We start from the raw sequence: 26,825 nt of genomic DNA on the forward strand, positions 1-26,825 counted from the left end.
CTCGAGGGAAAATAGCTTAAGATTTTGTAACGGAGCGTATTTATTTTTCCCGGTAATTATTAATCATGTTTCTATTTTAATGGCGGTGCAGCCAAACCCAAACAGGGCTCAGACTGCTGACAAACGCTCGAAAAGGCTAAACCGGTAGGGGTCGAACATGTTCGACCCGATTTAATTCATTGATTATGCTATTGGGCGCAGCATGCGGCGCCCCTACCATTAAACAACAGAGCACTTTGTCAACGGCTTCAGCTCGCAGGGGGGATTGGCGAAGCGCCGAGCAATTGCTGCGCCAGCGATTCTGCGTGTTGCGCCACCTGCGGCAACCCCATCAGTTCACCGAAGCGTCCGCGAGCGGCGGGGCCTACCACGTAGAGACGATCGTTACTTTTTCCCTGGCGATCAATCGCTCGCGAGTGGGCATCAACCCAAATTCCCAGCGCCAGCGGATCGGGCTGGATAGCCCCTTCCGCTGCGAGCTGCTTCAGCAGCGCATCGCTGTTGAGCAACGCACCGTGCGCCGGGCCAGTTGTGACAATCAGTTTATCCACCCGCAGAGTTTCCGTGGCGGCTTTACCGCGTGCCTTCACCGTCAGAATGAGCGTTTCTTTGTCTACCTCAACCTGCCTAAGGCTGGCGGCCAGCACCTTAAGGCGGCCATTTTGCTGTAGCAGGGACAATACCTCACTGACCTGCGGTGCAATGCGGTAACGGTGCACGTCCCACCATGGACGCAGATGGCGTAGAAAGCGCCGCTGTTCTTTCAGCGAAAGCCGTTGCCAAATCTGCTGTCCGTTCAGCCGTATGTCATCCAGTACCCCTTGCCAGGGCAGGCCTTCCTTGGCGGCCAGCGCTACTTCCTGTCGGACTCGCCGCACCCAGGCGCGGGCGCTGTCGGCCTGTGGACGCCGATAATCAAGCTGGCGAGGCGGCGACTCACCGGTCAGATTTGGCCGGGGCAGCAGGCCGCGGCGCGAGAATGCCAGGATCGGCCCACGATGCCCCTGGCGGTCAAGCGATGCCACCACGTCAGACATGGTTAATCCGGAACCGATGATAGCCACCCGCGCACTCTTCTCCACCTCGATTAACGCATCTGTCCGCCACGGGTTGGCGATCAGGCCTGGATGGTCTTGCGGCACCTGCTGTAGTTGTCTCGGTACGTCAGGGGGCGGGTGGCTGATGGCCAGCACCACCTCATCCGCGCGATATCTATCCCCGGAGGCCGTCAGCACCTCTGCATTTTGCAGCGCCACGGCATAATCCTGAACATGGGTGACCTCTACTGGCGATGTTTCCAGCGCAGCGGCCAGCTTGTCGACAATATAGGCGGCGAACCGTCCCCGTTGCGGATAAAGGCTGCCATCCGTCCAGAGCGCTTTGTCATCCTGTATGAGGCCTCCCTCCGCCCTCAGCCAGCGGTCGAAATCACCTTCTTCGGCGGCGGAAAGCTGCATACGTGCGGCAGGGACGTTTATGCGATGCGCCGGGTCGACCGTGCCATAAGCCACGCCCTGAGCCAACTGGGCTCGAGGCTCGATAACGATCACCTTCAGGCCGGATTGGCCCAACCGCGCCAGATGAATAGCCAGCGCGGTACCGCTAAAGCCGCCGCCAATGATGACAATCTGCCGATCAGCCATGACTTAACACCGGTTGCTGTTGGCGTTCCAGCTCGCGAACCCGCGGGATCACTTCGCGGCCAAAGAACTCCACCTCTTCCTGAAAATGCAGGAAGCCCAGCAGCATCAGATCCACGCCGGCTTGTTTGAGTTCGACGATCCGCTCCGCTATCTGCTGCGGGGTGCCAATCAGGTTGGTTTTGAAGCCATCGTTATATTGCACCAAATCCTCCAGCGTCGATTTCGCCCAGTTACCTTCCCCCTCAGGGGAGGCGCTACCGGCATTTTTCACCTCAGACTGGAACCCTTTCACCGCATCCGGATTCGCATTGTCCAGGATATCACGCAGTACGCTTTGCGCTTCCTGCTCCGTTTGGCGGGCAATGACGAAGCCATTGACGCCGATCTTGACCTTGTGCTGATTTTCGGCGGCTTTTAGCTGGATATCTTCAACCTGCTGACGGATACCTTCCGGGGTGTTGCCGTTGGTGAAGTACCAGTCGGACACTCGTGCGGCCATATCCCGCGCGGCTCTTGAACTGCCTCCCTGGAAAATCTCCGGTTGCGGATCCAGCGGTTTCGGCTTCAGCGAATAGTCGCGGAAGCGGTAGAAATCACCGGCAAAAGTGAAGCTGTCCTGCTGCCAGATGCCCTGCAGGCAGCGAATGAACTCTTCCGAACGCAGATAGCGCTCCTCGTGATCCAGCCAGGGTTCGCCAATGGCTTTGAACTCGCCCCGGAACCAACCGCTGACGATATTGACCGCAATACGCGCGTTGGACAGATGGCTGATGGTGGCAATCTGTTTGGCGGCGAGGGTTGGATTCCATGGGCCCGGCAACAGGGCGGCGATGACCTTGAGCTTCTCCGTCGCTCCCAGCAAGTCCTGCGAAAATGTCACCGACTCATGTTGATTATCCGCGCCATAGCCGGCGGTAAAGCGGATCTGCGTCAGGGCATAGTCAAACCCGGCACGCTCGGCAATTTGCGCCAGCTTGCGGTTATAGTTTGCATCCCAACTGGTGCGCTGAGGGATTTGGCTGATCACCAGGCCACCCGACACGTTAGGGACCCAGTAGGCGAACTTGATCGGTTCATTGCTCATGGTTTTCTCCTCAGTTTCACTTTTTCACCGGACGACGATCGCCGCCGATGGTTTCTCCAAATGGCCCGGTGTTAACCGTGCGCTGTCGTTTTTCGACGTTGCCCGCCAGCGGCAACAGCGGCATTACCAGTTCGGCAAACCGATGAGCCTCTTCCAAGTGCGGATAACCCGAGAAAATAAAATTAGTGATCCCCAATGCCTGATATTCACGGATGCGTTCGGCAACCTGTTGTGGATTGCCGACCAGTGCGGTACCTGCGCCGCCGCGCACCAGCCCCACGCCTGCCCATAAGTTGGGGGCGATGCGCAAACTGTCCTTCGAGCCACCGTGCAGTGCGCTCATGCGGGCCTGTCCGGTCGAGTCCATACGCGAGAAAATTTTCTGTGCGGCGGCGATGGTGTCATCATCCAAATGGGCAATCAGTTTGTCGGCGGCAGCCCAGGCTTCCTCTTCCGTTTCCCGAACAATGACGTGCAGGCGAATGCCGTAGTCCAGCGTGCGTCCGCGCTCCTGTGCGCGCCGACGCACCACGGCAATTTTCTCCGCCACCTGCTCAACCGGTTCTCCCCAGGTGAGATAGGTGTCGATCTGGCTCGCCGCCACCTCCAGCGCTTCCTCTGACGAGCCGCCAAAAAATAGCGGCGGCCCGTTCTCCTGTACCGGCGGAAACAGCACTTCAGCGCCTTCAACCCGCAAATAATCGCCCTGAAAATCGACCTTTTCGCCTTTCAGCAGGCGGGAATAGACCTCCAGAAACTCGCGTGTGACCTGATAGCGCTCGGCGTGACTGAGGAAGATCCCATCGCCTTTGTTCTCGACGGGATCGCCACCGGTCACCACGTTGATTAACAGACGTCCCTCCGAAAGGCGATCCAGCGTGGCGGCCATCCGCGCGGCAAGGCTCGGGGGCTGTAACCCAGGGCGCACGGCGACCAGATAGCGCAGACGTTTGGTGAGGGGGGCGAGTGCGGCCGCGACCAGCCAGGAATCCTCGCAGCTTTTGCCGGTTGGGATCAGCACGCCGTAATAGCCAAGGTTGTCTGCCGCCAGCGCAACCTGTTGCAAATAAGGCAGATCTACGGCTCTTCCGCCCTCGGTCGTGCCCAGATAACGGCCGTCGCCGTGGGTTGGTAAGAACCAGAATACGTTGATGTTTTGCGCCTGCCGTTCGCTCATTAGTCATTTCCTATATAACGATATCTTAATTTATTCAATAGAATTTCCATGCTTGGTTATAAACAACCAAGCAGAAAGCATGCCAAAATGAGTGGTTGTTTTTGTTCTTATCTATTAACAAGTTAGCAATTTTTGCCGTGGACGGTTTTGCTGCAAATGCAGCAGTGACTGATGGCAGGCTGTTGCATTTGCAGCAACGGGGCGGTTCAGCCTCTCGTCTTGTCTGGCCGCTGTCGGTATTGTTTCTGTACTGTTCCCTTAAAGGTATCGACGATGCAAAGCTCCGGTCCGCGGTTAATTGACCCCGCTTCTCTTGCCTTCCAAAACGTTCTGGATCGTCTGGCTCCGACGGACGCCACCGTGCTTATCGTGGGCGAAACCGGCACGGGTAAGGAGCTAATGGCCCGCTATCTGCACCATCACAGCCTAAGGCGCGATCGCCCCTTTCTGGCGGTGAACTGTGGCGCGCTGACGGAGAGCCTTGCCGAGTCGGAACTGTTTGGACATGAGAAAGGTGCTTTCACCGGGGCGGTGGATCGCCACCAGGGGTGGTTCGAGGCGGCAGAAGGGGGCACCTTACTGCTGGATGAAATCGGTGAGTTAAGCCTGCCGCTACAGGTAAAGCTGCTGCGTGTATTGCAAGAACGGGAAGTGACCCGGGTGGGCTCCCATCGGCCGGTAAAAGTGAACGTCCGCGTCGTGGCCGCTACCCATGTGGATCTGGCGAATGCCATCCGCGAACGCCGCTTTCGTGAAGATCTTTATTACCGGCTCAACGTGGCCGCCGTCACTCTGCCTCCCTTGCGCCAGCGGCGGCAGGATATTCCACTGTTGGCTGAGCATTTCCTGACGCTGTACGCGCGGCGGTTGGGGCGCCCTCAGCTGCGTCTTAGCGCAGAGGCGCTGGCCACACTGATGGATTACCCGTGGCCGGGAAATATCCGCGAGCTGGAAAACACCCTGCATAATGCGGTGCTGCTCAGCAAAGCGCCGCTGATTACGCCGCAGCAGCTGAGGCTAAGCGCTGAAATGGCCAGCTTGGCGCCTCAGGGGGATGCTTCGCTGGACAGCTTTCTTCGCCAGCAGTTGGTGGGTAACGATGGCCCCCTCTACCAGCGGGTGATCGACTCGCTGGTGCGTAATGCTTTTGAACTGAGCCAGGGTAACCAGTTGCAGGCCGCGGCGCTGTTGGGCATCAGCCGTAATACGCTGCGTACCCATCTGGGGCATCTTGGCTTAATCAAAGCCAGGAGAAGCGTCGGCGGCACGGCGTTAAAATCAGGCCGGGAGACCGGCAGCCGCGAACGCGAATTGCGTATTGGTTACCAGAAGTTTGGCAACCTGGGAATACTCAAGGCCCGTCAGTCGTTGGAGGCGCGCCTGGCCGACAGTGGGGTGAGCGTGTTGTGGAGCGAGTTTCCTGCCGGTCCTCAGTTGCTGCATGCCCTGACTAACCGAGAGATCGATTTTGGCACTACCGGCGAGGTTCCTCCTTTATTTGCTCAGGCCGTTAACAGCCCATTGCTGTACGTTGCCTGGGAACCGGCCGCACCACAAAGCGTGGCGTTGCTGGTTACCGACAACAGCCCGATCCGCACTCTTGCCGACCTGCGCGGAAAGCGGATTGCGGTCAATAAAGGCTCCAATGTGCATTATCTGCTGTTGCAGATCCTTGATGAAGCCGGATTGACGCTGGAAGACGTACGGGTGGTTTATGCGCCGCCAAAATACCCGCTGACCCCCAGCGATCATCATGCGGTGGATGCCTGGATGATGTGGGATCCCTTGCTGAGCGATGCTGAACAAAGCGGGCAGTTCAGGGTTATCGCCAACGGCGTAGGGAGGGTGAACAACCATCAGTTCTATCTTGCTCACCGCGATTTCGCCGGCCACTCTTCCGATTTGCTGCACGGCCTGATGGCGGCGCTGGAACAAACCGGGCACTATATTGACGCCCATCGCGACGAAGCGGCAACGCTGTTGTCGGCAGAACTGGGGCAAGGTATCCCCTCGCTCACCCACGCACTGGCTCGTCGCAGCCATCAGACACGCCGAATGGATTTAAATATCATTCGCCAGCAGCAGGCGATAGCCGACCGTTTTTACGCTTTGGGGCTGTTACCCCGAGCGATTAAAGTTCGCGAGGCGATATGGCAGTGACGGGTTACTTCCGTCATCAACCCAGTTCCCTTGGCGCTAATATATTCATCAAAGTGGGCTGCGGCTTGTTTGTGATCAATCGAAAAGCGGCATTTAGCCGCGTGAGTCGAGAGCGTGGTGCATACCAGAAAGCCCCGCCAGCGCTGTAATAACAGAAAGTGTACTGCACCTTTTTTGCTCGCCGATTGTGCAGCGCTGGTGCAGGATGATTATTTTATTGTCATAAGTTTTAATTATAATTTATTGAAATCATACGATTAAAAATTGGCACGTCGGTTGCTCTATTGAATCCCATCTTGTGTACTAGATGGAATTCAGCCGATGACCCAGCCTGTTAATACGCTACGCGGTTTCACCCTCAGCGAATGGCAACACCACTATCACACCCGCCCGGCCGACGAGCGCATTGCCTGCGTGCGCGCTACCCTGACTGCACTGGCCGCCGACCTGCCGGCGGATGACAACGCCTGGCTGTATCTTGCCAGCGCCGCACAGCGTGAAGTGCAGTACCAAAGATTGGCGCAGCGACTTGAAGCGGTTGCCGGCGATATCAGCCAGCTTCCGCTGTTTGGCGTACCCTTTGCGGTAAAAGACAACATCGACGTCGGCGGCTGGCCGACCAGCGCGGCCTGCCCGGAGTTCGCTTATCTGGCGGCATCGGATGCCACCGTGGTCGCCAATTTGTGCGCTGCCGGAGCCATCGCGATCGGTAAAACCAATCTCGATCAGTTTGCGACCGGGCTGGTGGGCACCCGTTCGCCACACGGCGCGGTGGTCAACAGTTTCGATAGTCGCTACGTCAGCGGCGGTTCCAGCTCCGGTTCGGCGTCGGTAGTGGCGCGCGGCCTGACGCCGTTTTCTCTGGGCACCGACACCGCAGGTTCGGGGCGCGTTCCGGCCGGATTCAACAATATTGTCGGCCTGAAACCGACCAAAGGCGGGTTGTCGAACCGTGGCGTGGTGCCCGCTTGCCGATTGAATGACACCGTATCGGTGTTTGCCCTGACGGTGGCGGACGCAGCGCTGGTGGCCGAATTGGCCGGCGGCTATGACGCAGCCGATGCCTATTCCCGCATTAACCCCCGCACCGCCCCGGCGGATTTACCTGTGTCACCTCGTTTCGCGGTGCCTGCGCAACTCGAATTTTTCGGCGATGTGCAGGCCGAGCGGGCATTTCAGCGGGCGCTGGCGCAGTTGAAAAGCAGCGGCGTGACGCTGGAAACCCTCGATTTTACGCCGTTTCGCGTGCTGGCGGAGCAGCTCTACTACGGCCCTTGGGTGGCGGAGCGCACCGTGGCGGTCGAAGCGATGCTGAGCGCCAACCCGCAGGCCATCAATCCGGTGGTGCGCGGCATCGTCAATAACGGCCTGAAGTACAGCGCCTGCGATGCTTACAAGGCGGAATACCTGCGTGCCGAACTGACGCGGCAGATTGAGCAGCAACTGGCTCCCTTTGATGCGCTGGTGGTGCCGACCTCGCCGACGATCCGCACCCTGGCGGAAATGGAGCAAGAGCCGGTGTTGTTTAACTCGCAGTTCGGCACCTACACCAATTTCACCAACCTGGCCGATCTGAGCGCACTGGCGCTGCCTGCGCCGATGCGTGACGACGGATTGCCTGCCGGTATCACCCTGATTGCACCCGCCTGGCACGATCGTGCGTTGGCGGCGTTCGGCCAGCGCTGGCAGCAGGCCCAGGATCTGCCGCTTGGCGCAACGGGTCGCCGGTTGCCTGCTGCTCAATTCTTGACGCCATCCAGCCAGCACGTGCGGGTAGCGGTGGTCGGTGCGCACCTCAGCGATATGCCGCTGAATTTCCAGCTCGTGCAACGCGCGGCAACCTTCGTAGAGCAAACCACTACCGCGCCGTGCTATCGCCTCTACGCCCTCGCCAATAGCCAACCGCCAAAGCCGGGGTTGGTCAAAGCCGCTCAGGGGGCCGCCATCAGCGTCGAACTATGGGATATCCCGCTGGCGCGTTTCGGCGAGTTGGTGGCCGAGATCCCGGCGCCGCTGGGTATGGGCACCTTGCTGCTGGCAGACGGGCGACGGGTGAAAGGCTTTATCTGCGAACCCTGGGCGCTAGAGGGCGCGACGGACATCACTGAATTTGGCGGTTGGCGCCACTATACCCGTCATCTTTCAAACCGTGGCGTTGTTGGCTGCACAGGCGCACCCCAGTCACTTACCTGAGTAAGCTCCCGGGGATTTACCTGTTTGCCGCCTAGCCACTGCCTGAAAACTATTGGGTATAGCGAATCTGGTCTTATAAGGGTTTCATTATGTTTACTACCGTATTAATTGCCAACCGCGGCGAAATTGCCTGCCGGGCGATCCGCACCCTGAAACGTCTGGGCATCACCAGCGTAGCGGTCTATTCCGACGCCGATCGCAACGCCTCGCACGTGACCGAGGCTAATCTGGCGATACCGCTCGGTGGCGACAAGGCCGCTGACAGCTATCTGTGCATCGACAAGATCCTGGCTGCCGCGGCGCAAACCGGCGCGCAGGCGATTTATCCGGGCTATGGCTTCCTTTCCGAGAGCGCCGAGTTTGCCGACGCCTGTGAAACGGCGGGCATCGCTTTTATCGGTCCGACGGCGGCGCAAATCCGCGAGTTTGGCCTGAAACACCGTGCTCGCGAGCTGGCGGCGGTGGCGCAGGTGCCGATGACGCCGGGTACGGGTCTGCTGAACAGCGTTGAGGAGGCGGTCAATGCCGCCGGCCGCATTGGCTATCCGGTGATGCTGAAAAGTACCGCCGGTGGTGGTGGCATTGGCCTGACGCGCTGCGACGATGAAGCCGCGCTGCGTGAGGCTTATGACAGCGTAAAACGCCTGGGCGAGCAGTTCTTCCGCGACTCAGGGGCCTTTATTGAGCGCTTTGTCGATCAAGCCCGGCACGTGGAAGTGCAAATATTTGGCGACGGTCAGGGCTGGGTGGTGGCGCTGGGTGAGCGCGACTGCTCATTGCAACGCCGCAACCAGAAAGTGGTGGAGGAAACCCCGGCACCGAATCTGCCCGCCGCCACGCGTCAGGCGCTGCATCAAGCCGCAGTGGCGCTGGGGGCATCGGTCAACTACCGCAGCGCCGGCACCGTGGAATTTATCTACGACGCTGCGCGTGACGAGTTTTATTTTCTGGAAGTGAATACTCGCCTGCAAGTGGAGCATCCGGTGACTGAATGTGTCACCGGGCTGGATCTGATTGAATGCATGTTGCAGGTGGCGGCGGGCGATGCGCTGGACTGGGCGGCGTTGCAACGAGCGCCGCAGGGGGCATCGATTGAAGTGCGCATTTATGCCGAAGATCCGCTGAAGCATTTCCAACCCAGCCCCGGCGTGCTGACTGAAGTGCACTTTCCGGACGACGTGCGCGTCGACGGTTGGGTGGCCACCGGCAGCGAAGTGTCGGCCTTTTATGACCCGATGATCGCCAAGCTGATCGTTCATGGCGAAGACCGCCGCCAGGCGCTGGAGAAAATGCGTGTCGCGCTGGATGCAACCCGACTGCACGGGATTGCCACTAACCTGGACTACCTGCGACAGGTGATTGCGACCGAGGCATTCCAGAACGGCAGCGTCTGGACACGCATGCTGGACAGCTTCCGGTTCCAACCCAATAGCATTGAAGTGCTGCAGCCGGGCACCTACAGCAGCGTGCAGGATTATCCCGGCCGTGTTGGCTATTGGGATATCGGCGTGCCGCCGTCCGGGCCGATGGACGACTTCGCTTTCCGGCTGGCCAACCGCATTGTCGGCAACCACCCCAGCGCCGCCGGGTTGGAGTTTACCCTGCAGGGGCCGACCTTGCGCTTTCACTGCGACGCCATCATTGCTCTGACCGGCGCGGATTGTCCCGCCGATCTGGACGGTGAGGCCGTGGCCTACTGGCAGCCGATAGCGGTGTGTGCCGGTCAGGTACTGCGTTTGGGGCGAGCACAGCGGGGATGCCGTACCTATCTGGCGGTACGCAATGGTTTTGACGTGCCGGTGTATCTGGGCAGCCGTTCGACCTTTGCGCTGGGGCAGTTTGGCGGCCACGCCGGCCGTACCCTGCGCGTGGCGGACATGCTGGCGGTATCGCAACCGGGTTTGGCCGCCGCCACTACCCCGGCGCCGATTGCGGCCCCGCAGGCAATGGACGAAAGCCTGATCCCGCAGTACGGCAATCTGTGGAATATCGGCGTGCTGTATGGTCCGCACGGCGCACCCGACTTCTTTACCCCGGCATCCATCGAACGTTTCTTTGCCGCCGAATGGCAGGTGCATTACAACTCCAACCGGTTGGGCGTACGCCTGTCCGGGCCTAAACCGGAATGGGCGCGACAGGACGGCGGCGAGGCCGGTCTACACCCGTCCAACGTGCACGACTGCGAGTACGCCATCGGTTCGATTAACTTCACCGGCGATTTCCCGGTGATCCTTACCCGCGACGGACCGAGCCTGGGCGGCTTTGTTTGCCCGGTGACCATCGCCAGGGCGGAGCTGTGGAAGGTCGGTCAGGTGAAACCAGGGGATCGCATCCGTTTTCATCCTATCGGTTTCAAGCAGGCGCAGTCGCTGGAGCAGGCGCAGCTCGGCAGTATCGAAGCCCTGGCGGCGGTGAAGGCCATCACCCTGGCACCGCCGGATCTGATGCCGGGCACGACCGCCTCCGCCGCCATAGTGGCGGCGTTACCGGCCACCGACAGTCGGCCGGCAGTGGTCTATCGCCAGGCCGGGGATGGTTACATTTTGCTGGAATACGGCGACAACGTGCTCGATCTGGCGCTGCGGCTGCGCATCCATTTGCTGATGCAATCGCTCAAGCAGAACGTGATCCTGGGCGTGGAGGAGCTGGCACCCGGCGTGCGATCGCTGCAGATCCGTTATGACAGCCGCATTATCGGTCAGGCCGATTTACTCCAGCGCTTGTTGGCGCGCGAACAGGCGTTGGGTGATGTCAGCCAGCTGAAAGTGCCGACGCGAACGGTTTATCTGCCGATGGCGTTTGAAGATTCCGCCACGCTGGGCGCGGTGGAACGTTACCAGCAGACGGTGCGTTCGTCGGCCCCCTGGTTGCCGAACAACGTCGATTTTATCCAGCGCATCAACGGGCTCGGCAGCCGCGAGCAGGTGCGCGACATCATCTTCGACGCCAGCTACCTGATCCTTGGGCTGGGCGACGTCTACCTGGGCGCACCCTGCGCGGTGCCGATCGACCCGCGGCACCGTTTGCTCAGTTCCAAATACAACCCGGCGCGCACCCATACCGCCGAAGGCACGGTTGGCATCGGCGGCATGTACATGTGCATCTATGGCATGGATTCGCCGGGCGGCTATCAGTTGGTCGGACGTACCTTGCCGATTTGGAACAAATTTCTCAAAAACCCGCAGTTCAACCCCGGCGAGCCCTGGCTGCTGCATTTCTTCGATCAGGTCCGTTTCTACCCGGTGAGCGAGCAGGAGCTGGATGAGCAGCGCGAGGCGTTCCGCGAAGGGCGCGCGCAGATCCGCATTGAGGACAGCGAATTCGATTTTGTCGATTACCGCCGTTTTCTGGCGGAAAACGCGGAAGACATCAGCGCCTTCCAGCAGCGCCAGCAACAAGCATTCAGCCACGAAGTGACGCGCTGGCAGGCGGAAGAGGGGGAGGCCGAGGCCCAATTGTTGCCACCGCAGACTGATGAGGAAGAGGTGGATGGCGACCTGGTCAGCGCCGACCTGAATGGCAGCGTGTGGAAGATCCTGGTTGAGCCGGGGCAGAGGGTGGAAGCCGGTCAGCCGCTGATCGTGGTCGAGGCGATGAAAATGGAACTGGCGGTCACCGCGCCGCGCGCCGGGATCATCAAGCGCATCAGTTGTCAGCAGGGGCGACCGGTGGGGCCGGGCGATGCGCTGCTGTGGCTGGAACACGCCAGCTGACGCTCAATCATTCACGTCGGGGCGCGCTATGCCGCGCCCACGGAGAGGCATGCGATGCAAATCACCAATAACCGCAGCAAGGCTCGGCCGGAGGGGCTGGCGGAACGTATCTATCTGCAGCTCAAGGACGACATTTTTGATTTTCACCTGCTGCCGGGCGATCGCTTCAGCGAAAACGAAATTGCCGTGCGTATGGACGTCAGCCGTACGCCAGTGCGTCAGGCGTTGTTCTGGCTGGAGCGCGAGGGCTACGTAGAGGTGCATTTTCGCAGCGGCTGGCAGGTGCGGCCGTTCGATTTTGCCTACTTCGAAGAACTGTATGACCTGCGCATCGTGTTGGAGTGCGAAGCGGTAAAACGGCTGTGCGCTCGGCCAATGGGCGAGGTGCCGGGGCAGTTGGCGGCGCTTACCCGTTTTTGGATCGACGAACCGCGGCTGGAGGAGGGAAAAACCGTCTCAGTGCACGACGAGCAGTTTCATATGGCGCTGGTCGAGGCGGCGGGGAATGGAGAAATGGCGCGTATTCACCGCGATTTGACCGAGAAAATTCGCATCATACGTCGGCTCGATTTCACCCAGGAAAGCCGGGTGGAGGCGACCTACAACGAACACGCCGCCATTTTGCTGGCGATCTTGCAACACCGAACCGAGGAGGCGCAAACGCGGCTCAGTCACCATATTGCCGTCAGCAAGGCTGAAGTAAGAAAAATAACTCTGCATATGCTGCATCAGGCCCGGCTTCGTCAGCCATAACCCGGCGTCTTTCGAGCTGCAGCGTTGTTGGCGGTAACTCGAAATTCCTAGGGTTAATTCTTCTTAACAAGGTGGGTTTTCTAACATCAACATCAGGAGTTTGAATTATGCAACGTCGTCACTTTATAAAAGCTTTTGCGTTGTCCGCCACCGTGATCGGCATGGGGATGGCCTGGGGCGTACAGGCCGCCGACACCATCAAGGTCGGTATCCTGAGCTCGCTGTCCGGCACCATGGCGATTTCTGAAACGCCGCTGAAAGACGTGGCGCTGATGACCATCGACGATATCAACGCCAAAGGTGGCGTGTTGGGTAAAAAGCTTGAGCCGGTGGTGGTGGATCCGGCCTCCAACTGGCCGCTGTTCGCCGAGAAGGCGCGTCAGTTGTTGAGTCAGGACAAGGTGGCGGCGGTGTTTGGCTGCTGGACTTCGGTGTCGCGCAAGTCAGTGCTGCCGGTGTTTGAAGAGCTCAACGGCCTGCTGTTTTACCCGGTGCAGTACGAAGGGGAAGAGATGTCGCCGAACGTGTTCTACACCGGTGCCGCGCCTAACCAGCAGGCAATCCCGGCGGTGGAGTATCTGCTGAGCGAAGACGGCGGAGCGGCCAAACGCTTCTTCCTGTTGGGAACCGACTACGTGTATCCGCGCACCACCAACAAGATACTGCGCGCCTTCCTGCATGCGAAAGGGATCCCGGATAAAGACATTGAAGAGGTCTATACGCCGTTCGGTTACAGCGACTATCAGACCATTGTCGCCAACATTAAAAAATTCTCCGCCGGGGGCAAAACGGCGGTGATCTCCACCATCAACGGTGACTCCAACGTCCCCTTCTACAAAGAGCTGGCCAACCAGGGGATCAAGGCTACCGATGTGCCGGTGATTGCCTTCTCGGTCGGTGAAGAAGAGCTGCGCGGTATCGACACCAAACCGCTGGTGGGTAACCTGGCGGCCTGGAACTACTTCGAGTCGGTGGATAACCCGACCAACAAGCAGTTTGTCAGCGAATGGCGAGCCTACGCCAAGGCCCATAACTTGCCGAACTACGCCACCGCCGTGACCAACGACCCGATGGAAGCGACCTATGTCGGCATTCACATGTGGGCGCAGGCGGTTGAGAAGGCCGGAACTACCGACGTTGATAAGGTGCGCGCCGCCATGGCCGGACAGACCTTCGCTGCGCCATCGGGCTTTACCCTGACCATGGACGCCACCAACCACCATCTGCATAAGCCGGTGATGATCGGTGAGATTGAAGGCAACGGTCAGTTCAACGTGGTGTGGCAGACCGACGCGCCTGTTCGCGCTCAGCCGTGGAGCCCGTACATTGCCGGCAACGATAAAAAGCCGGATCACCCGGTAAAAGGCGGTCAGTAAAACCCGGTTCCCCCGCTGCGGCGGGGGCAGGCTACGACGCCCCATTGCGACGAGACACCCGATGAAACTTTTCTCTTTAAGCCAACTCAGGCCTCTGTGTTTTCTGCTGTGCTGCCTGCCGATGTTCGCGCAGGCGGGTCCGGCCGATGAATTTGCTACGGCCAATCGCACGCAGCAAGCCAAATTATTACAGGCATGGGCCACCGCGCCGGATGCTTCGCGACTGCCGTTGCTGCAAGCGCTGAAACAAGAAAGTGTGGTGATCGACGACGCCAAACATGCTTTTGTCCAGCAGGGCGAAAACTACCAGCCCTTGTCTGGCAGCGCTGCCCCGGTCGGCACACCGAAGAAGCTGTGGTTGAACAACCGGCTGCGCATCCTGATTGCCAACGCACTGTCGGCGCATCGGCTGGTCAGCGAGGACCCGGCTGTGCGTTTACAGGCGGCGCAGGCCCTGCAGCGCGAGGCGCAAAGCGATCAGTTGCCGCTGCTGACCCAGCGTTTGGCGCTGGAACAAGACAACCGGGTGCATGAGGCATTGAGCATCGCGCTGGCGAATCTGCAACTGAACGATGCCGATGCCGGGGTACGCCTTAACGCGGTGCGCTTGCTTGGCAGCTCGGGCGATCCTGAAACGCAAACGCGCCTGCAGGCGTTGACGGAGACAGGCCATGAGCCGGACGCCGCGGTACGTGCCGAAGCGATGAAAAGCCTGAGCAGCGTGAAACATCGGCTGATGATCGGTGACCTGATCGGCCAGGCATTTACCGGTCTGTCGCTGGGTTCGATCCTGCTGTTGGCGGCGCTCGGTTTGGCAATCACCTATGGCCTGCTGGGGGTGATCAACATGGCGCACGGCGAAATGCTGATGCTTGGCGCCTATTCGGCGTATCTGGTACAGGGGCTGTTTCAGCAGTTTGCGCCGCAGTGGCTGGCGCTGTATCCGCTGGTGGCGCTGCCGGTGGCGTTCGCCATCACGGCCTGCATCGGCATGGCGCTGGAGCGCACGGTGATCCGCCACCTTTACGGCCGACCGCTGGAAACGCTGTTGGCCACCTGGGGCATTAGCCTGGTGCTGATCCAAGGGGTACGGGTGCTGTTCGGTGCGCAAAACGTGGAGGTCGCAAACCCGGCCTGGCTGTCGGGCGGTATTCAGCTCCTGCCGAATCTGGTGCTGCCGTGGAACCGCATTGCCGTCATCGTGTTTGTGGCGCTGGTCCTGATCCTCACCTGGCTGTTGCTGAATAAAACCCGACTGGGCATGAACGTGCGAGCCGTGACGCAAAACCGCGCCATGGCCGCGTGTTGCGGTGTGCCCACCGGCCGTGTCGATATGCTGGCATTCGGGTTGGGGTCCGGCATTGCCGGGTTGGGCGGCGTAGCCTTGTCGCAGTTGGGCAACGTCGGGCCCGAGCTGGGGCAGGGTTATATCATCGACTCCTTCCTGGTGGTGGTGCTTGGCGGCGTGGGCCAGTTGGCCGGTACGGTGGTGGCGGCTTTTGGCCTCGGCATCCTCAACAAAATTCTCGAACCACAGATTGGCGCCGTGCTGGGTAAAATCCTGATCCTGGCGCTGATTGTCCTGTTTATTCAAAAGCGTCCTCAGGGGCTATTTGCCCTCAAGGGCAGGGTGAATGACTGATGAGCCAACCTTTGACTGTAACCGGGGTGCAAACGGCCCCCCGGCTGGCGCTCGGCATCGGCGGGCTGGCGTTGCTGACGCTGTTAATCATGCCGTTTCTCGCGCTGTTACCGGTGGATCACCCGCTGGCGATCTCCACCTATACCCTGACGCTGGTAGGCAAAATTCTGTGCTATGCCGTGGTGGCGGTGGCGCTTGATCTGGTGTGGGGCTATGCCGGGTTGTTGTCCCTGGGTCATGGGCTGTTTTTCGCTCTGGGTGGCTATGCCATGGGCATGTACCTGATGCGCCAGGCGGCGGGAGAGGGCCTGCCGAGCTTTATGGCGTTCCTGTCCTGGAGCGAACTGCCCTGGTTTTGGAGCGGCACCCAGTATTTCGCCTGGGCATTGTGCCTGATTGTGCTGGTGCCGGGCGTGCTGGCTTTTGTCTTCGGCTACTTCGCCTTCCGTTCAAAAATCAAAGGCGTCTATTTTTCCATCATGACGCAGGCATTGACCTATGCCGGCATGCTGCTGTTCTTCCGCAACGAAACCGGGTTTGGCGGTAACAACGGCTTTACCGGCTTCACCACGCTGCTGGGTTTTCCGATCACCGCGACCGGCACGCGGGTGGCGCTGTTTCTGGCAACGGTGTTGTTGCTGGCGGCCAGTTTGGCGATCGGCTTTGCCCTGGCGCGCAGCAAGTTTGGCCGGGTGTTAACCGCGGTGCGCGATGCGGAGAATCGCCTGACGTTTTGCGGCTACGATCCAAAAGGTTTCAAGCTGTTCGTCTGGACGCTGTCGGCGGTGCTGTGCGGCCTGGCTGGAGCGTTATATGTGCCGCAGGTGGGCATTATCAACCCGGGTGAAATGTCGCCGACCAACTCGATTGAAGCCGCCATCTGGGTGGCATTAGGCGGGCGCGGCACCTTGGTGGGGCCGCTGCTCGGTGCCGGTATCGTCAACGGCGCCAAAAGTTGGTTCACCATGGCGATCCCGGAATACTGGCAGTTCTTCCTTGGCCTGATGTTTATCATCGTCACGCTGTTCTTGCCCAAAGGGGTTATCGGCCTGCTACGCAGAGGGAAATCACAATGAATTCGCTGCAAATGACCGACGAGTTGTTTACCCAACCGTTGCCGGCGGATAAACATCGCCAGCAAACCGATCCGGTGCTGTTGCTCGACAAGATCAACGTCAGCTTCGACGGTTTTCGCGCACTGAGCGATTTGTCGTTGCAGATTGGCGTAGGGGAATTGCGCTGTGTGATCGGGCCAAACGGGGCAGGGAAAACCACCTTGATGGATGTGATCACCGGCAAAACCCGGCCGGACAGCGGCAGAGTGTTTTACGATCAAACTGTCGATCTGACCGCGTTGGATCCGATGCAGATTGCCCAGGCCGGCATTGGCCGCAAGTTCCAAAAGCCTACGGTGTTTGAGGCACTGACGGTGTTCGAAAATCTTGAGATTGCCCAGAAGGCGAAGAAATCGGTGTGGGCCTGCCTGCGCGCCAGGCTGAGCGGCGAACAGCGCGACCGTATCGATGAGATGCTGAAAACCTTGCGGCTGGGCCATGAGCGACATCGGCCCGCCGGACTGCTGTCCCATGGGCAGAAGCAATTTCTTGAGATTGGCATGCTGTTGGTGCAGGAGCCGCACCTGTTGCTGCTCGACGAACCGGCAGCCGGGATGACGGATGCGGAAACCGAGTACACCGCCGAGCTGTTCCGCGCATTGGCGGGCAAGCATTCGCTGATGGTGGTAGAGCACGACATGGGCTTTGTCGAAACCATCGCCGATCATGTCACCGTACTGCATCAGGGCCAGGTGCTGGCGGAGGGCTCTTTGGCGCAGGTGCAGGCCAACGAGCAGGTGATTGAAGTCTATTTGGGGCGCTGAGGAACCACTATGTTGCAGGTTAACGAGCTGAATCAATACTACGGCGGCAGCCATATTTTACGCGGCCTGTCGTTTGAGGCCCGCATCGGTGAGGTGACTTGCCTGCTGGGGCGCAACGGCGTGGGGAAAACCACGCTGCTGAAATGCCTGATGGGGCTGATCCCGGTTAAAAGCGGCACCCTCAGTTGGCAGGGAACGGCCCTTAACGGCAAAAAACCGCACCAGCGTGTACAAGCGGGGATCGCCTATGTGCCGCAGGGGCGAGAGATTTTCCCGCGGCTGACGGTAGAGGAAAACTTGCTGATGGGGCTGGCGCGTTTTTCCGGCACCGAGGCACGTAAGGTGCCGGAGCATATTTATGAGTTATTCCCTGTCCTGTTGCAGATGAAAGATCGGCGTGGTGGCGATCTCTCTGGCGGGCAGCAACAGCAGTTAGCGATTGGGCGTGCGCTGGCCTGTCGGCCGCAGTTGTTGATCCTCGACGAGCCGACCGAGGGGATCCAACCTTCGGTGATCAAAGAGATCGGCGCTGTGATCAAGCAGTTGGCAGCAGGTGGCGATATGGCGATCCTGCTGGTAGAGCAGTTCTATGATTTTGCCGCCGAATTGGCAGACAGCTATCTCGTGATGTCGCGTGGCAGCATCATTCAGCGCGGGGCAGGCAGCGCGATGGAGCAGGACGGCGTACGCGGGCTGGTGGCGATATAAACGTGGGGATTACCCAATAAATTGCGTGCGGGTGGGATCCTGGGAGTGATGCAAAACCCTGATGATTCTTACCCAATGGATATCTTCACGAAAATAAATGAGATGCCCAGCGGCTGGCAGAACGCAGAGATCTTGTGCAATCAAGGCTACGTTTCTGCCAAGCTGAGAATGGCTAAGATTATCAAATGCCTTATGAATATGGTTAAGGTAGTCTTCGGCGGCTTGTAATCCATACCGCTCCAGGCCATAGAAATAAATACTTTCCATGTCATCCAGCGCTTTTGGGCGGACGACTATTTTTCTCCGCATCCTTTTGTTTTACTCCGTATTCTTTCCATGAACACATCTCGATCCCACTCTTGGGCATCGCCACTATTTTCACCTTCGGCGATCAAGCGGCGCAGTTCTTCCAGTTTTGATGCAGCTGTACGTTCGCGCAGGGTACGTACCGATTCGCGGATGACCTCACTTGGGGTACGGTAGTCGCCGCTGGCGACCAGGCCTTCGACAAACCCACGCAGTTCTTCACCCAGGTCTACCGTTAACGTTCTGCCCATTGTGCGCCTCCATCAATTATGTCTCTTTTGTAAGATTTGTTCTTACAATATAGTTGCTAAGATACTCCAGGAACTGACCGACTGCAAACCTCGGTCCGTTTGGATAATCGGGGATACACCTAAAATAATTAAGGATAATTATGAACGAAATCAATATCTCACGCCTGTCTTGTATCGTCCTGTCACTGTTCCCGGCCCTGTGGGGGATTTTCAGCCTGCTGAACAATACTGCGGATTTTGCCAATACCGCCCGGCATGCCGTGGGGCCCCTGCTAACTATGCAAAATACCTATCAGGTGCCCGGTCTGATGTGGCGTGCCATCACCGCGCCCTGGGCCGGAATGGTCGGGTTGGCGTTTATTACCCTGCTGGAATCTCTGGCCGGGATCGCGGCAACCTTGGGCATAGTGTTGATGGTGAAACATATGGGTCACTCTTATGCGACGTTCGCCAGAGGCAAAGCCTGGGCCATGCTGGGTGCGCTATGTGCGATTACAGTATGGGGGATCGGTTTTATGGTGGTCGCCGGCGACTGGTTTATGGCCTGGCAGGCCAAGGAGGATCCGCTGGCGGTGCAGCTGGGTGCCTTACTGTATATGGTGCCCAATACGCTGGCGCTGATGTTGTTGATGCTGCAACGGGACTCGCGATAGGCGCTGAGGGGGCGGCATTTTGATAAAACTGCGGCGAAGTTCGCGAAAGTGTTGCCAAATGCTAACCTGCCGCAGTCTGTCACATTTCGTTCATAATTGTGCCATAGCATAATGACTCTTAAATAAATTGATAATAAATCAACAGGTTAAATTTTTTAAGGGGACAGACATGAGCGATAAACCACAGAATGATTTGCCGCCGTCGGCGCAGGATCAACAGCAGCAACCGAGCAACCCGGCGCGTCGCCGCTTTTTGGCGGGGGCGACGGCATTGGGCGTTGGCGCCTCTATTGCCCCCTTGGCCGGAGCCGCGGCGGAGGGGAACAAAAAAGTGCTGCTAAACGCTTTGCCGCAAAGTGCGCAAAACTCGTTGCTGCGGCGCTATGTGAAGAATGTGGTGGTGATTTACGCCGAAAACCGCAGCTTCAACAACCTGTTCGCCAATTTCCCCGGGGTAGAAAAACCGCTGTCGGCGCTCAAGCCGGAGGAGTACCAGCAGCGCGATCGCGATGGTCAACTGCTGGATACGCTGCCGCCGATCTGGAAAGGCCTGGTGCCGAAGGCTCAGGAAGTCGGGCATGTTAACTACAAAATCGACGAAGATGCGGTTTTTACCACTCAACTGCCGAACCAGCCGTTTGTGCTGGCCGGGCCGCAGGGCGAAAACCTGCCGCATGGCGTGGTAACTCGTGATTTGTGGCACGTGTTTTATCAGAACCAGATGCAGATCAACGGCGGCAAAAATGACAAATTCGTCGCCTGGGCCGATTCCGGTGCTCTGACCATGGGCTATTACGGCGACGGCGCATACAACCTGCGGCTATGGACGTTGGCGCAGGAATTTACCCTGTGCGATAACTTCTTCCAGGGGGCGTTTGGCGGCTCGTTCCTCAATCATCAGTATCTGATTTGCGCCCGCCCGCCGTTCTACCCCGACGTGCAAAATTCTGTCGCCAAAGACGGCATTGCTCAGCTTGAAAGCGACGACGTGACGGACTGGCGTTTAAAGCCGCTGAGCGATTCGCCGGTCAGCGCTTCATTCGGCATTCCGCTGTTCGGCAAAAGCCTGCTGACGCCGGATGGTTACGCGGTCAATACCATGGCGCCACCGTACTGGCCGTCATGGACGCAGGATGAGAAAGATCCGACGTTGGCGGATGCCACCATGCCCAACGTTATGCCGCCACAGAAACACCCGCACATTGGTGATTTGCTCAGCCAGAAAGGGATCGATTGGGCCTGGTACGCCGGTGGTTGGCAGTACGCGCTGGACAACCGCAAAGATCAGGGTGATTTCCCCGGCGCACCGGATTTTCAGTATCATCATCAACCGTTCAATTACTTTGAAAATCTGGGGCCGGCCAACCCGCAGGCGCGCGAAGCTCATTTACGTGATGGCGGCATTGGCGATTCAACCGCCGGCAATAAATTCCTGGCTGCAGTGGAAGCGGGCACCTTGCCGCCGGTCGCTTTCTACAAGCCACAGGGCAACCTCAATATGCACGCCGGCTATTCGGATGTCGAAGCCGGCGACCGTCATATTTCCCATATTATCAATAGCCTGCGTAATGGCCCGCAGTGGGATAACAGCGTGGTGGTCATTACCTTCGATGAAAACGGCGGCTGGTGGGATCACGTTGCACCGCCGCAGGGGGATCGTTGGGGACCTGGCTCGCGCATTCCAGCGTTGGTGATCTCACCGTTCGCCCGTAAGGGATATGTCGATCACCAAGTGTACGATACCGGATCCATCTTGCGACTCATCAGTCGGGTGTTTGATTTGCCAACGCTGGAAGGGCTGGCAGATCGCGATAAGGCAATGGCGACGCGTGGCCAGAAACCCTTGGGGGATCTGACCGGCACGTTGGAGTTTCCGGGGTAATCTCATGCTTGAGCGCTGGAGTTACAGCGCTTTCGACATATACCAGATGCCGATGGAACCTTGGGCGCTGGTGTAGCAGGTCTCGCCGCAAATGCTCAGCCCCTGACGTTGGTAAAAACGCTGGGCGCTGGTGTTGCGCTTTAGCACCTCCAGCCACAGCGTTGTCTGCTGGCGTTCGAGTGCCCGCTGCTGTACCTGTTCAAAAAAACGCTGGCCGTAACCCTGGCCGGCATATTCCGGCAGGAAATAGATTTTCTGCAGTTCTGCGCCCGTCTGTTGAGTGGGCGCCAGCAGGCTGTTGAAGTTCAGCCGTGCATAGCCCACCAGACGCTCGTCTTCATAGCCCAATAGCCAGCACACGTCCGGATCCTGCAGGGTCTGCTCCAGGGCTTCGACCGCAAAGTCCTGAGCCAAAAAAGCATCCAATTCCGCTTTATGGTGCCAAAGTTCGCCAAAATGGGCCTGATAAGTACGAATACCGACGTCACGAACTAGCGCTAAATCATGGCGTAAAGCCTGGCGAATACTGAACATGTAAACCTCTTGATGGATAGGAACAGGGCCGTTGGCGAGGATTTAGGCAATCCAGCGCATACTCAATATCCGCATACCGGAGGGAGTATGACCGAGAAACAACACACCCATCGTCGACAGGGATATCCATGGCCATGCAGATGCTCACTGCCGATCAGCTACAGCATCTTAAGCCAAGTAAAGGTTCGGCGCGATTCCTGGTAGTTGAAATCGATCCCGATGCTCATCAACCCCAAGGCCAGAGTCACGTCGGTAATAACGCTTTGCGTAAAAAACTGACGTGACTCCGCGGTGGATCCGAATACGGCGATGCAAATGCTGGAGATTGCGTGGGATAGGGTGACAAAGTCTGCTGGAGTGAAGGTTCCGGTAGCTGCAGTCGACATTGAAAGCGAAGCCAGTGAACCTGACGCTTTAATGGAAACGAGTTATCTATTGCTGTTAGCACGGTATCAGTAACAGATAAAAGCGTTTTAATACATCTATTCGAACTGGCCGATCGCATGGGGATGACGCTTCTGGAGGGGGGTTGAGCACGCCAATATTATCGGTTTAGCGCTTTTCCTCTCTTCCTCTCTTCCTCTCTTCTTCCTGATCCTGACTGAGCCCGATCAGTCCAAATGTTTCGGCGTCTCGCGCCTGAATCCCAGACCGATAATCCGGCCAAACAAATGTGGCAACCAACGGCTATTGCCTACCCGGGCCATCAGTTTGGAGCTCTCGCCGGCACGGCGTTTTTTCGGCCTGCGCTGGCTCATTTTGATTTGCAGGAACTGAGTGGCTTTGGTGGGGAAGTTGCGGCGTCGCTGTACCTGCTGCAGGTGTTTTAGCTGCAAGCGCTGGCTGCGCAGCGGGGGAATGATCGCGTTGGCGGTCGCGACTGCATCCTGAATCGCCAGATTCACCCCAACGCCACCGATGGGTGACATGGCGTGCGCGGCATCGCCAATGCACAGCACGCCCGGCTTGGCCCACTGATCCAGACGATCGATGCGGATGCTGAGCAGCTTCACCTGTTGCCAACTGACGATCGTTTGCAGGCGATGATCCTGGAACGGTGCCACCTCGGCAATCTGCAGTAAAAAATTCTCCAGCCCGTCTTGTTGGATCGCCTCGAAGCTGCCTTTGTCGATCGAATAGCCACACTGCCAGTATTCACCCCGGTCGATCATGATGAAGTTTTGCTTTGGCCCGGTGTGGCCCATCGACCAGGCCGGATCGCCTTCCTGTTTATCGATTTTCATCCACAACACGTCGCGCGGTGAGCCAAAACTGTGGCTGCTGAGAGAAGCCTGTTCACGCACCACCGAGTTGCGTCCGTCGGTACCTATCACCAACTGGCAGCGAACGCGGATCGGCCCTTGCGGCGTGTCCGCCAGCACGCCGCAGACCTGGCCGCGATCGTACAACAGCTGGTGCACCTGCGCGGACTTGATCAGTGTGAATTCGGGAAAGGCGGCGGCCTTTTCTGCCAGAAAGTTGAGAAACTCCCATTGCGGCATAAAGGCGATAAATTTGCAGCGGGTTGGCAAGCGTGTGAAGTCTGCCAGCCGAATGTCACGCCCGGCGATCTCGGCATGCAGCGTTTCCGCACGCTGGTGTGGCAGAGCCAGCAATGCTTCCAGCAGGCCAAGCTGGTGCATGATTTCCAGCGTCGAGGGGTGAATGGTATCGCCGCGAAAATCTCGCAGAAAATCGGCATGTTTTTCCAGCACCGTCACGTTAATGCCAGCCCGAGCCAACAAATAGCCGAGCATCAGCCCGGCGGGGCCGCCGCCAACGATACAGCAACGGGTGACATAAGGCGTGATCAGGGACTGTGGCATAGCGGTGACCTCAACGAGTCGCATCCTGCAAATCGTTATTGAAAACTTTATTGTGATAATGATTATCAATATCAAATAAGGCTGTCAACCCGTGGCACTGTGTGGTCAAAGAGTGAAAACCGATTTTTACCCGTGCTCGCCTGGCGTCAGGCTTTACCTCATGCTGAATGGCAGCCCGTCGTCACCGGCGGGCAGGGGGAAGCGTATTCCCGAACGCCTTGCTGAAAGCGGTTGACCCGCGATGCCTGACGCGCCATGTTTATCCATAAATCGGTATTATTTTGATTAATGGTTCTTAAAAACGGGACGGTCAGTATGGGGCGTGTCACCTTTGATCTCGAAGATCTGCGCAGCTACGTTACCGGTATTGAGTTGGGCAGTTTCGCTAAAGCGGCGGAGCGGCTGGGGCGCTCAACCTCGGCGGTCAGCGCACACCTGAAAAAGCTGGAGCAACAGGTTGGCACCCCGATTCTGCGCAAGGCCGGGCGCAACATGGTGATGACCGAGGCCGGCGAGACATTGCTGGGCTACGCCCGCCGGCTGCTGGAGCTGAACGATGAGGCCGCCGCGGCGGTGCGCGGGCTGGATTTGCATGGCCGGGTACGCTTGGGGTTACAGGAGGACTTCGGGGAAACCTTTTTGCCGCAGGTGTTGGGCAGTTTCACTCGCGCGCATCCGCGTGTGCGCATCGAAGCGCGGATCGCCCGCAATGCCGAGCTGATCGACTGGGTATTGAAAGGGGAGCTGGATTTGTCGTTGGCGTGGGACGGGGGCATCAGCACGCCATTTCACCAGGCGCTGGGGCAAAGGCACATGCACTGGATCGCCTCGCCTGATTTTGATCTGTCGCTTTGGCGCAGTGGGCATGAACCGCTGCCGCTGGTGATGTTCGACGCCCCTTGCCTGATGCGCAGTGCGGCGACGCAGGCATTGGATCGCGCCGGGATTGCGTGGCGTGTCGCCTTTACCAGCCGTAGCCTGAATGGCGTATGGGCCGCCGTCAGCGCCGGGCTGGGAGTGACGGTACGCACCGATGCCGGGCTGCCGTCGGGATTATCCCTTCTGCCGCCCGGCATGTTACCGGCGTTAAGCCCGCTTGGCGTGGTGTTGCATCGCGCACAAGAAACTCCAACGGCGGCCATTCAGCGGTTGGCGCAAATCGTGGCCGACAGAATCAAAAACTAGTCCTGCTCGATCGGCTGATTGCCGCTCAGCGCACCCCATTCGGTCCAGGCGCCGTCATACAGTTTCACCTGTTTTGCATCGAGGGAAAGCAGGCCAAAAGCCAGCACTGCCGCAGTTACCCCGGAGCCACAGCTGGTGATGATTGGCCCGTTGAGATCGACGCCCTTGTCGCTGAAGGTTTTCTTGAAGGCTTCCAGCGATTTGAAGCGGCCGTTTTCCAGCAGTTCGCCGTAAGGAATATTGATGCTGCCGGGAATATGGCCACGGTGCAGGCCAGGGCGCGGCTCTGGGGCTTCAGCGTAAAAACGCGGCGCGGCGCGTGCGTCGAGGATCTGCACCTGCGTGTTCAGCGCCTGTTCCACCTGCTGCATAGTGACTACCGCGTCTGCATTGAAGCGGGCGTTGAAGGTTTGCTGCGTGCGTTGCGTTGCGCCGGTTTCCAGCGGTTGGCCCAGCGCAGTCCAGCCGTTGAGGCCTTCGTCCAGCACATAAACCTGCTGCGCGCCAAAGTTACGGAAGGTCCACCAGCCGCGTGGGGCAGAGAACTGATTGCCCTCGTCATAGAACACAATGGTGTGTTGATCGCTAATGCCCAACTTGCCTGCTGCCGCGCTGAAGGCTTCCGCCGTGGGCAGCATATGCGGCAGATCGGTGTTTTTATCCGCGACGTCATCGATATCGAAGTACACCGCGCCCGGGATATGACCGCGTTCAAATTCGGCAAGCATATCTTTTTTCGGTACCAGGCCGACCGGTGACATTCTGACATCGACCACGACCAGATTTTCATCGTTGATATGTTGTGCAAGCCATTGGGGGGTAACCAGAAACGGAGAGTTCATCGTCATTGTTCGCCTGTGGTGAAAACGGTTTTTCACTATACACCAGCGCGCACTCCGATGAGGTAAGATGTTAGCTCAATGGCGAAAACGGGAGCCTAGCGGGATGACGGATAAGCATTTTGGCGGCGCGAAAATCGCGCTGTTATGCGGCAACAGCGTGCTGACCTATCAGCGAGACGACAAGCCCGACATTCCCTGGCCTGGCTGCTGGGATCTGCCCGGTGGCGGGCGCGAAAACGACGAAACGCCGCTGCAATGCGTGCAGCGGGAAACCCAGGAAGAGTTCGGCCTGCGGATTGCCGCGGGACAGGTTCTTCACCAGCAGCGCTACGAGGGGATTTTCGCTGGCTATCCACCGACCTGGTTTATGCTGGGCGAAATCACCCCGCAGCAGATTGCCGCCATTCGCTTTGGCGATGAAGGGCAGCGCTGGCAGATGATGACACTCGACCGCTTTATCCATCACCCGCAGGGGATCTCCCATCTTCAACAGCGGCTGGCGGAGCACCTGCAGCGTTAGGGTAGCTCCTCGGCCTCCACCCGGGCGATCAGCGCCTCCAACTGACGGTCGGAAAAGACCTCAATGCCATTTTGACGCAGCAGTTCGGCGGTGACGCCGCTGCCGGGTTTGGTCTGGCCGCTGAAAGAACCGTCGTAGATAAATTGGCTGCCGCAGGACGGGCTGCCGTCGGTGAGCAGGGCAAAGCGGCACCCGTGGCGCCGTGCGATTTCCAGCGCCAGATGGGCGCCAAGCAGGTAACTGTCGGTGACGTCACCGCCGCTGATCTCCATAACCCGAGCCCGTTGCGCGAGCACCGTGGCCCCTTCGGCGGCCGGGGTGATTTCTGCTGAGGGACGTGGCGTGGAGAAGCCGGCGGCCAGTTCCGGGCAGCAAACCACTAAACGGCCTTCGCGCTGCCAGCGCAGCAGGGTGAGATGGGGCAATGGTTTATCGGAACCGTTATAGCGAACTTTAAAACCGGCCAGGCAGGCGCTGAATAAAATTTTTGACGGCATG

Annotated in this window: 23 protein-coding genes; 14 read left to right on the forward strand and 9 right to left on the reverse strand. The window is 58.7% G+C overall.

Features of this window, described 5'->3' with window-relative positions; all coding sequences use genetic code 11:
• Positions 1-248: 248 nt before the first annotated feature.
• The 3 genes from AAZT04_RS02935 to ssuD are packed head-to-tail and all read right to left on the reverse strand — an operon-like array spanning position 249 to position 3,904.
• Positions 249-1,643: an FAD/NAD(P)-binding protein gene (locus AAZT04_RS02935; protein ID WP_434678904.1), complete on the reverse strand. Its 1,395-nt coding sequence runs from the start codon at positions 1,641-1,643 to the stop codon at positions 249-251.
• Complete coding sequence (sfnG, locus tag AAZT04_RS02940) at positions 1,636-2,727, reverse strand: dimethylsulfone monooxygenase SfnG (RefSeq protein WP_020825836.1); 1,092 nt, start codon at positions 2,725-2,727, stop codon at positions 1,636-1,638. Before sfnG ends, AAZT04_RS02935 begins: the two co-directional genes overlap by 8 nt.
• A gap of 16 nt (positions 2,728-2,743) precedes the next feature.
• Entirely contained in the window at positions 2,744-3,904 is a 1,161-nt protein-coding gene (ssuD, locus tag AAZT04_RS02945) for an FMNH2-dependent alkanesulfonate monooxygenase (RefSeq protein WP_048761395.1), read from the reverse strand.
• 273 nt (positions 3,905-4,177) lie between these two features.
• On the opposite strand from ssuD, the gene AAZT04_RS02950 reads away from it, so the two are divergent.
• The 9 genes from AAZT04_RS02950 to urtE all read left to right on the forward strand — a co-directional run bounded on the left by AAZT04_RS02950 (position 4,178) and on the right by urtE (position 18,328).
• The gene (locus AAZT04_RS02950) at positions 4,178-6,064 is read left to right on the forward strand and encodes an aliphatic sulfonate ABC transporter substrate-binding protein (protein WP_427690966.1); all 1,887 of its coding nucleotides are present in this window, start codon (positions 4,178-4,180) and stop codon (positions 6,062-6,064) included.
• A 321-nt stretch (positions 6,065-6,385) separates the two neighbouring features.
• Positions 6,386-8,257, forward strand: a complete 1,872-nt coding sequence (atzF, locus tag AAZT04_RS02955; protein WP_434678907.1) for an allophanate hydrolase — start codon at positions 6,386-6,388, stop codon at positions 8,255-8,257.
• Positions 8,258-8,346: 89 nt separating this feature from the next.
• Complete coding sequence (gene uca / locus AAZT04_RS02960) at positions 8,347-11,970, forward strand: urea carboxylase (protein ID WP_434678909.1); 3,624 nt, start codon at positions 8,347-8,349, stop codon at positions 11,968-11,970.
• Between the two features lie 54 nt (positions 11,971-12,024).
• Positions 12,025-12,723, forward strand: a complete 699-nt coding sequence (locus AAZT04_RS02965) for a GntR family transcriptional regulator (RefSeq protein ID WP_261156789.1) — start codon at positions 12,025-12,027, stop codon at positions 12,721-12,723.
• A 107-nt stretch (positions 12,724-12,830) separates the two neighbouring features.
• On the forward strand, positions 12,831-14,099 hold the full coding sequence (gene urtA / locus AAZT04_RS02970; protein ID WP_262244499.1) for an urea ABC transporter substrate-binding protein: 1,269 nt from the start codon (positions 12,831-12,833) through the stop codon (positions 14,097-14,099).
• Between the two features lie 61 nt (positions 14,100-14,160).
• Positions 14,161-15,741: an urea ABC transporter permease subunit UrtB gene (gene urtB, locus AAZT04_RS02975; RefSeq protein ID WP_434678912.1), complete on the forward strand. Its 1,581-nt coding sequence runs from the start codon at positions 14,161-14,163 to the stop codon at positions 15,739-15,741.
• Positions 15,741-16,817: an urea ABC transporter permease subunit UrtC gene (urtC, locus tag AAZT04_RS02980; protein WP_434678914.1), complete on the forward strand. Its 1,077-nt coding sequence runs from the start codon at positions 15,741-15,743 to the stop codon at positions 16,815-16,817. Before urtB ends, urtC begins: the two co-directional genes overlap by 1 nt.
• Positions 16,814-17,620 carry an urea ABC transporter ATP-binding protein UrtD gene (gene urtD, locus AAZT04_RS02985; protein ID WP_020825845.1) on the forward strand — a complete coding sequence of 269 codons (807 nt, stop codon included), beginning with the start codon at positions 16,814-16,816 and terminating at the stop codon, positions 17,618-17,620. The genes urtC and urtD overlap by 4 nt, the downstream gene beginning before the upstream one ends.
• A 9-nt stretch (positions 17,621-17,629) precedes the next feature.
• A complete protein-coding gene (gene urtE / locus AAZT04_RS02990; protein WP_020825846.1) occupies positions 17,630-18,328 on the forward strand; it encodes an urea ABC transporter ATP-binding subunit UrtE in 699 nt (232 codons plus the stop codon).
• Between the two features lie 9 nt (positions 18,329-18,337).
• Here the strand turns inward: urtE and AAZT04_RS02995 are convergent, their stop codons facing one another.
• Positions 18,338-18,595, reverse strand: a complete 258-nt coding sequence (locus tag AAZT04_RS02995) for a type II toxin-antitoxin system RelE/ParE family toxin (RefSeq protein ID WP_234529547.1) — start codon at positions 18,593-18,595, stop codon at positions 18,338-18,340.
• A 26-nt stretch (positions 18,596-18,621) separates the two neighbouring features.
• On the reverse strand, positions 18,622-18,885 hold the full coding sequence (locus tag AAZT04_RS03000) for a type II toxin-antitoxin system ParD family antitoxin (protein WP_046374171.1): 264 nt from the start codon (positions 18,883-18,885) through the stop codon (positions 18,622-18,624).
• A 140-nt stretch (positions 18,886-19,025) separates the two neighbouring features.
• Here AAZT04_RS03000 and AAZT04_RS03005 point away from each other — a divergent pair, with 140 nt between their 5' ends.
• The gene (locus AAZT04_RS03005) at positions 19,026-19,538 is read left to right on the forward strand and encodes a DUF2165 family protein (RefSeq protein ID WP_130015971.1); all 513 of its coding nucleotides are present in this window, start codon (positions 19,026-19,028) and stop codon (positions 19,536-19,538) included.
• Positions 19,539-19,707: 169 nt separating this feature from the next.
• Positions 19,708-21,420 carry an acid phosphatase gene (gene acpA, locus AAZT04_RS03010; protein ID WP_434678918.1) on the forward strand — a complete coding sequence of 571 codons (1,713 nt, stop codon included), beginning with the start codon at positions 19,708-19,710 and terminating at the stop codon, positions 21,418-21,420.
• Positions 21,421-21,441: 21 nt separating this feature from the next.
• Here acpA and AAZT04_RS03015 read toward each other — a convergent pair whose 3' ends face one another.
• Positions 21,442-21,954 carry a GNAT family N-acetyltransferase gene (locus AAZT04_RS03015; RefSeq protein WP_198640175.1) on the reverse strand — a complete coding sequence of 171 codons (513 nt, stop codon included), beginning with the start codon at positions 21,952-21,954 and terminating at the stop codon, positions 21,442-21,444.
• A 128-nt stretch (positions 21,955-22,082) separates the two neighbouring features.
• On the opposite strand from AAZT04_RS03015, the gene AAZT04_RS03020 reads away from it, so the two are divergent.
• Entirely contained in the window at positions 22,083-22,238 is a 156-nt protein-coding gene (locus AAZT04_RS03020) for a hypothetical protein (protein WP_164171085.1), read from the forward strand.
• Between the two features lie 327 nt (positions 22,239-22,565).
• On the opposite strand, the gene AAZT04_RS03025 is transcribed toward AAZT04_RS03020, so the two are convergent.
• Positions 22,566-23,780 (reverse strand): FAD-dependent oxidoreductase, encoded by a 1,215-nt coding sequence (locus AAZT04_RS03025; protein WP_349525979.1) that lies wholly within the window; start codon positions 23,778-23,780, stop codon positions 22,566-22,568.
• Positions 23,781-24,095: 315 nt separating this feature from the next.
• On the opposite strand from AAZT04_RS03025, the gene AAZT04_RS03030 reads away from it, so the two are divergent.
• A complete protein-coding gene (locus AAZT04_RS03030) occupies positions 24,096-24,965 on the forward strand; it encodes a LysR substrate-binding domain-containing protein (protein WP_261439856.1) in 870 nt (289 codons plus the stop codon).
• Here the strand turns inward: AAZT04_RS03030 and sseA are convergent.
• Complete coding sequence (gene sseA, locus AAZT04_RS03035; RefSeq protein ID WP_434679514.1) at positions 24,962-25,807, reverse strand: 3-mercaptopyruvate sulfurtransferase; 846 nt, start codon at positions 25,805-25,807, stop codon at positions 24,962-24,964. The genes AAZT04_RS03030 and sseA overlap by 4 nt on opposite strands.
• Positions 25,808-25,910: 103 nt before the next feature.
• Between sseA and AAZT04_RS03040 the strand changes: the two genes are divergently transcribed.
• Positions 25,911-26,327, forward strand: a complete 417-nt coding sequence (locus AAZT04_RS03040; protein ID WP_149573435.1) for an NUDIX hydrolase — start codon at positions 25,911-25,913, stop codon at positions 26,325-26,327.
• On the opposite strand, the gene AAZT04_RS03045 is transcribed toward AAZT04_RS03040, so the two are convergent.
• Positions 26,324-26,824 (reverse strand): DUF523 domain-containing protein, encoded by a 501-nt coding sequence (locus AAZT04_RS03045; RefSeq protein WP_174573934.1) that lies wholly within the window; start codon positions 26,822-26,824, stop codon positions 26,324-26,326. The genes AAZT04_RS03040 and AAZT04_RS03045 overlap by 4 nt on opposite strands.
• Position 26,825: the final 1 nt, after the last annotated feature.

It is taken from the genome of Serratia sp. Je.1.23.a (assembly GCF_051129805.1).
Classification (GTDB): Bacteria; Pseudomonadota; Gammaproteobacteria; order Enterobacterales; family Enterobacteriaceae; genus Serratia; species Serratia liquefaciens.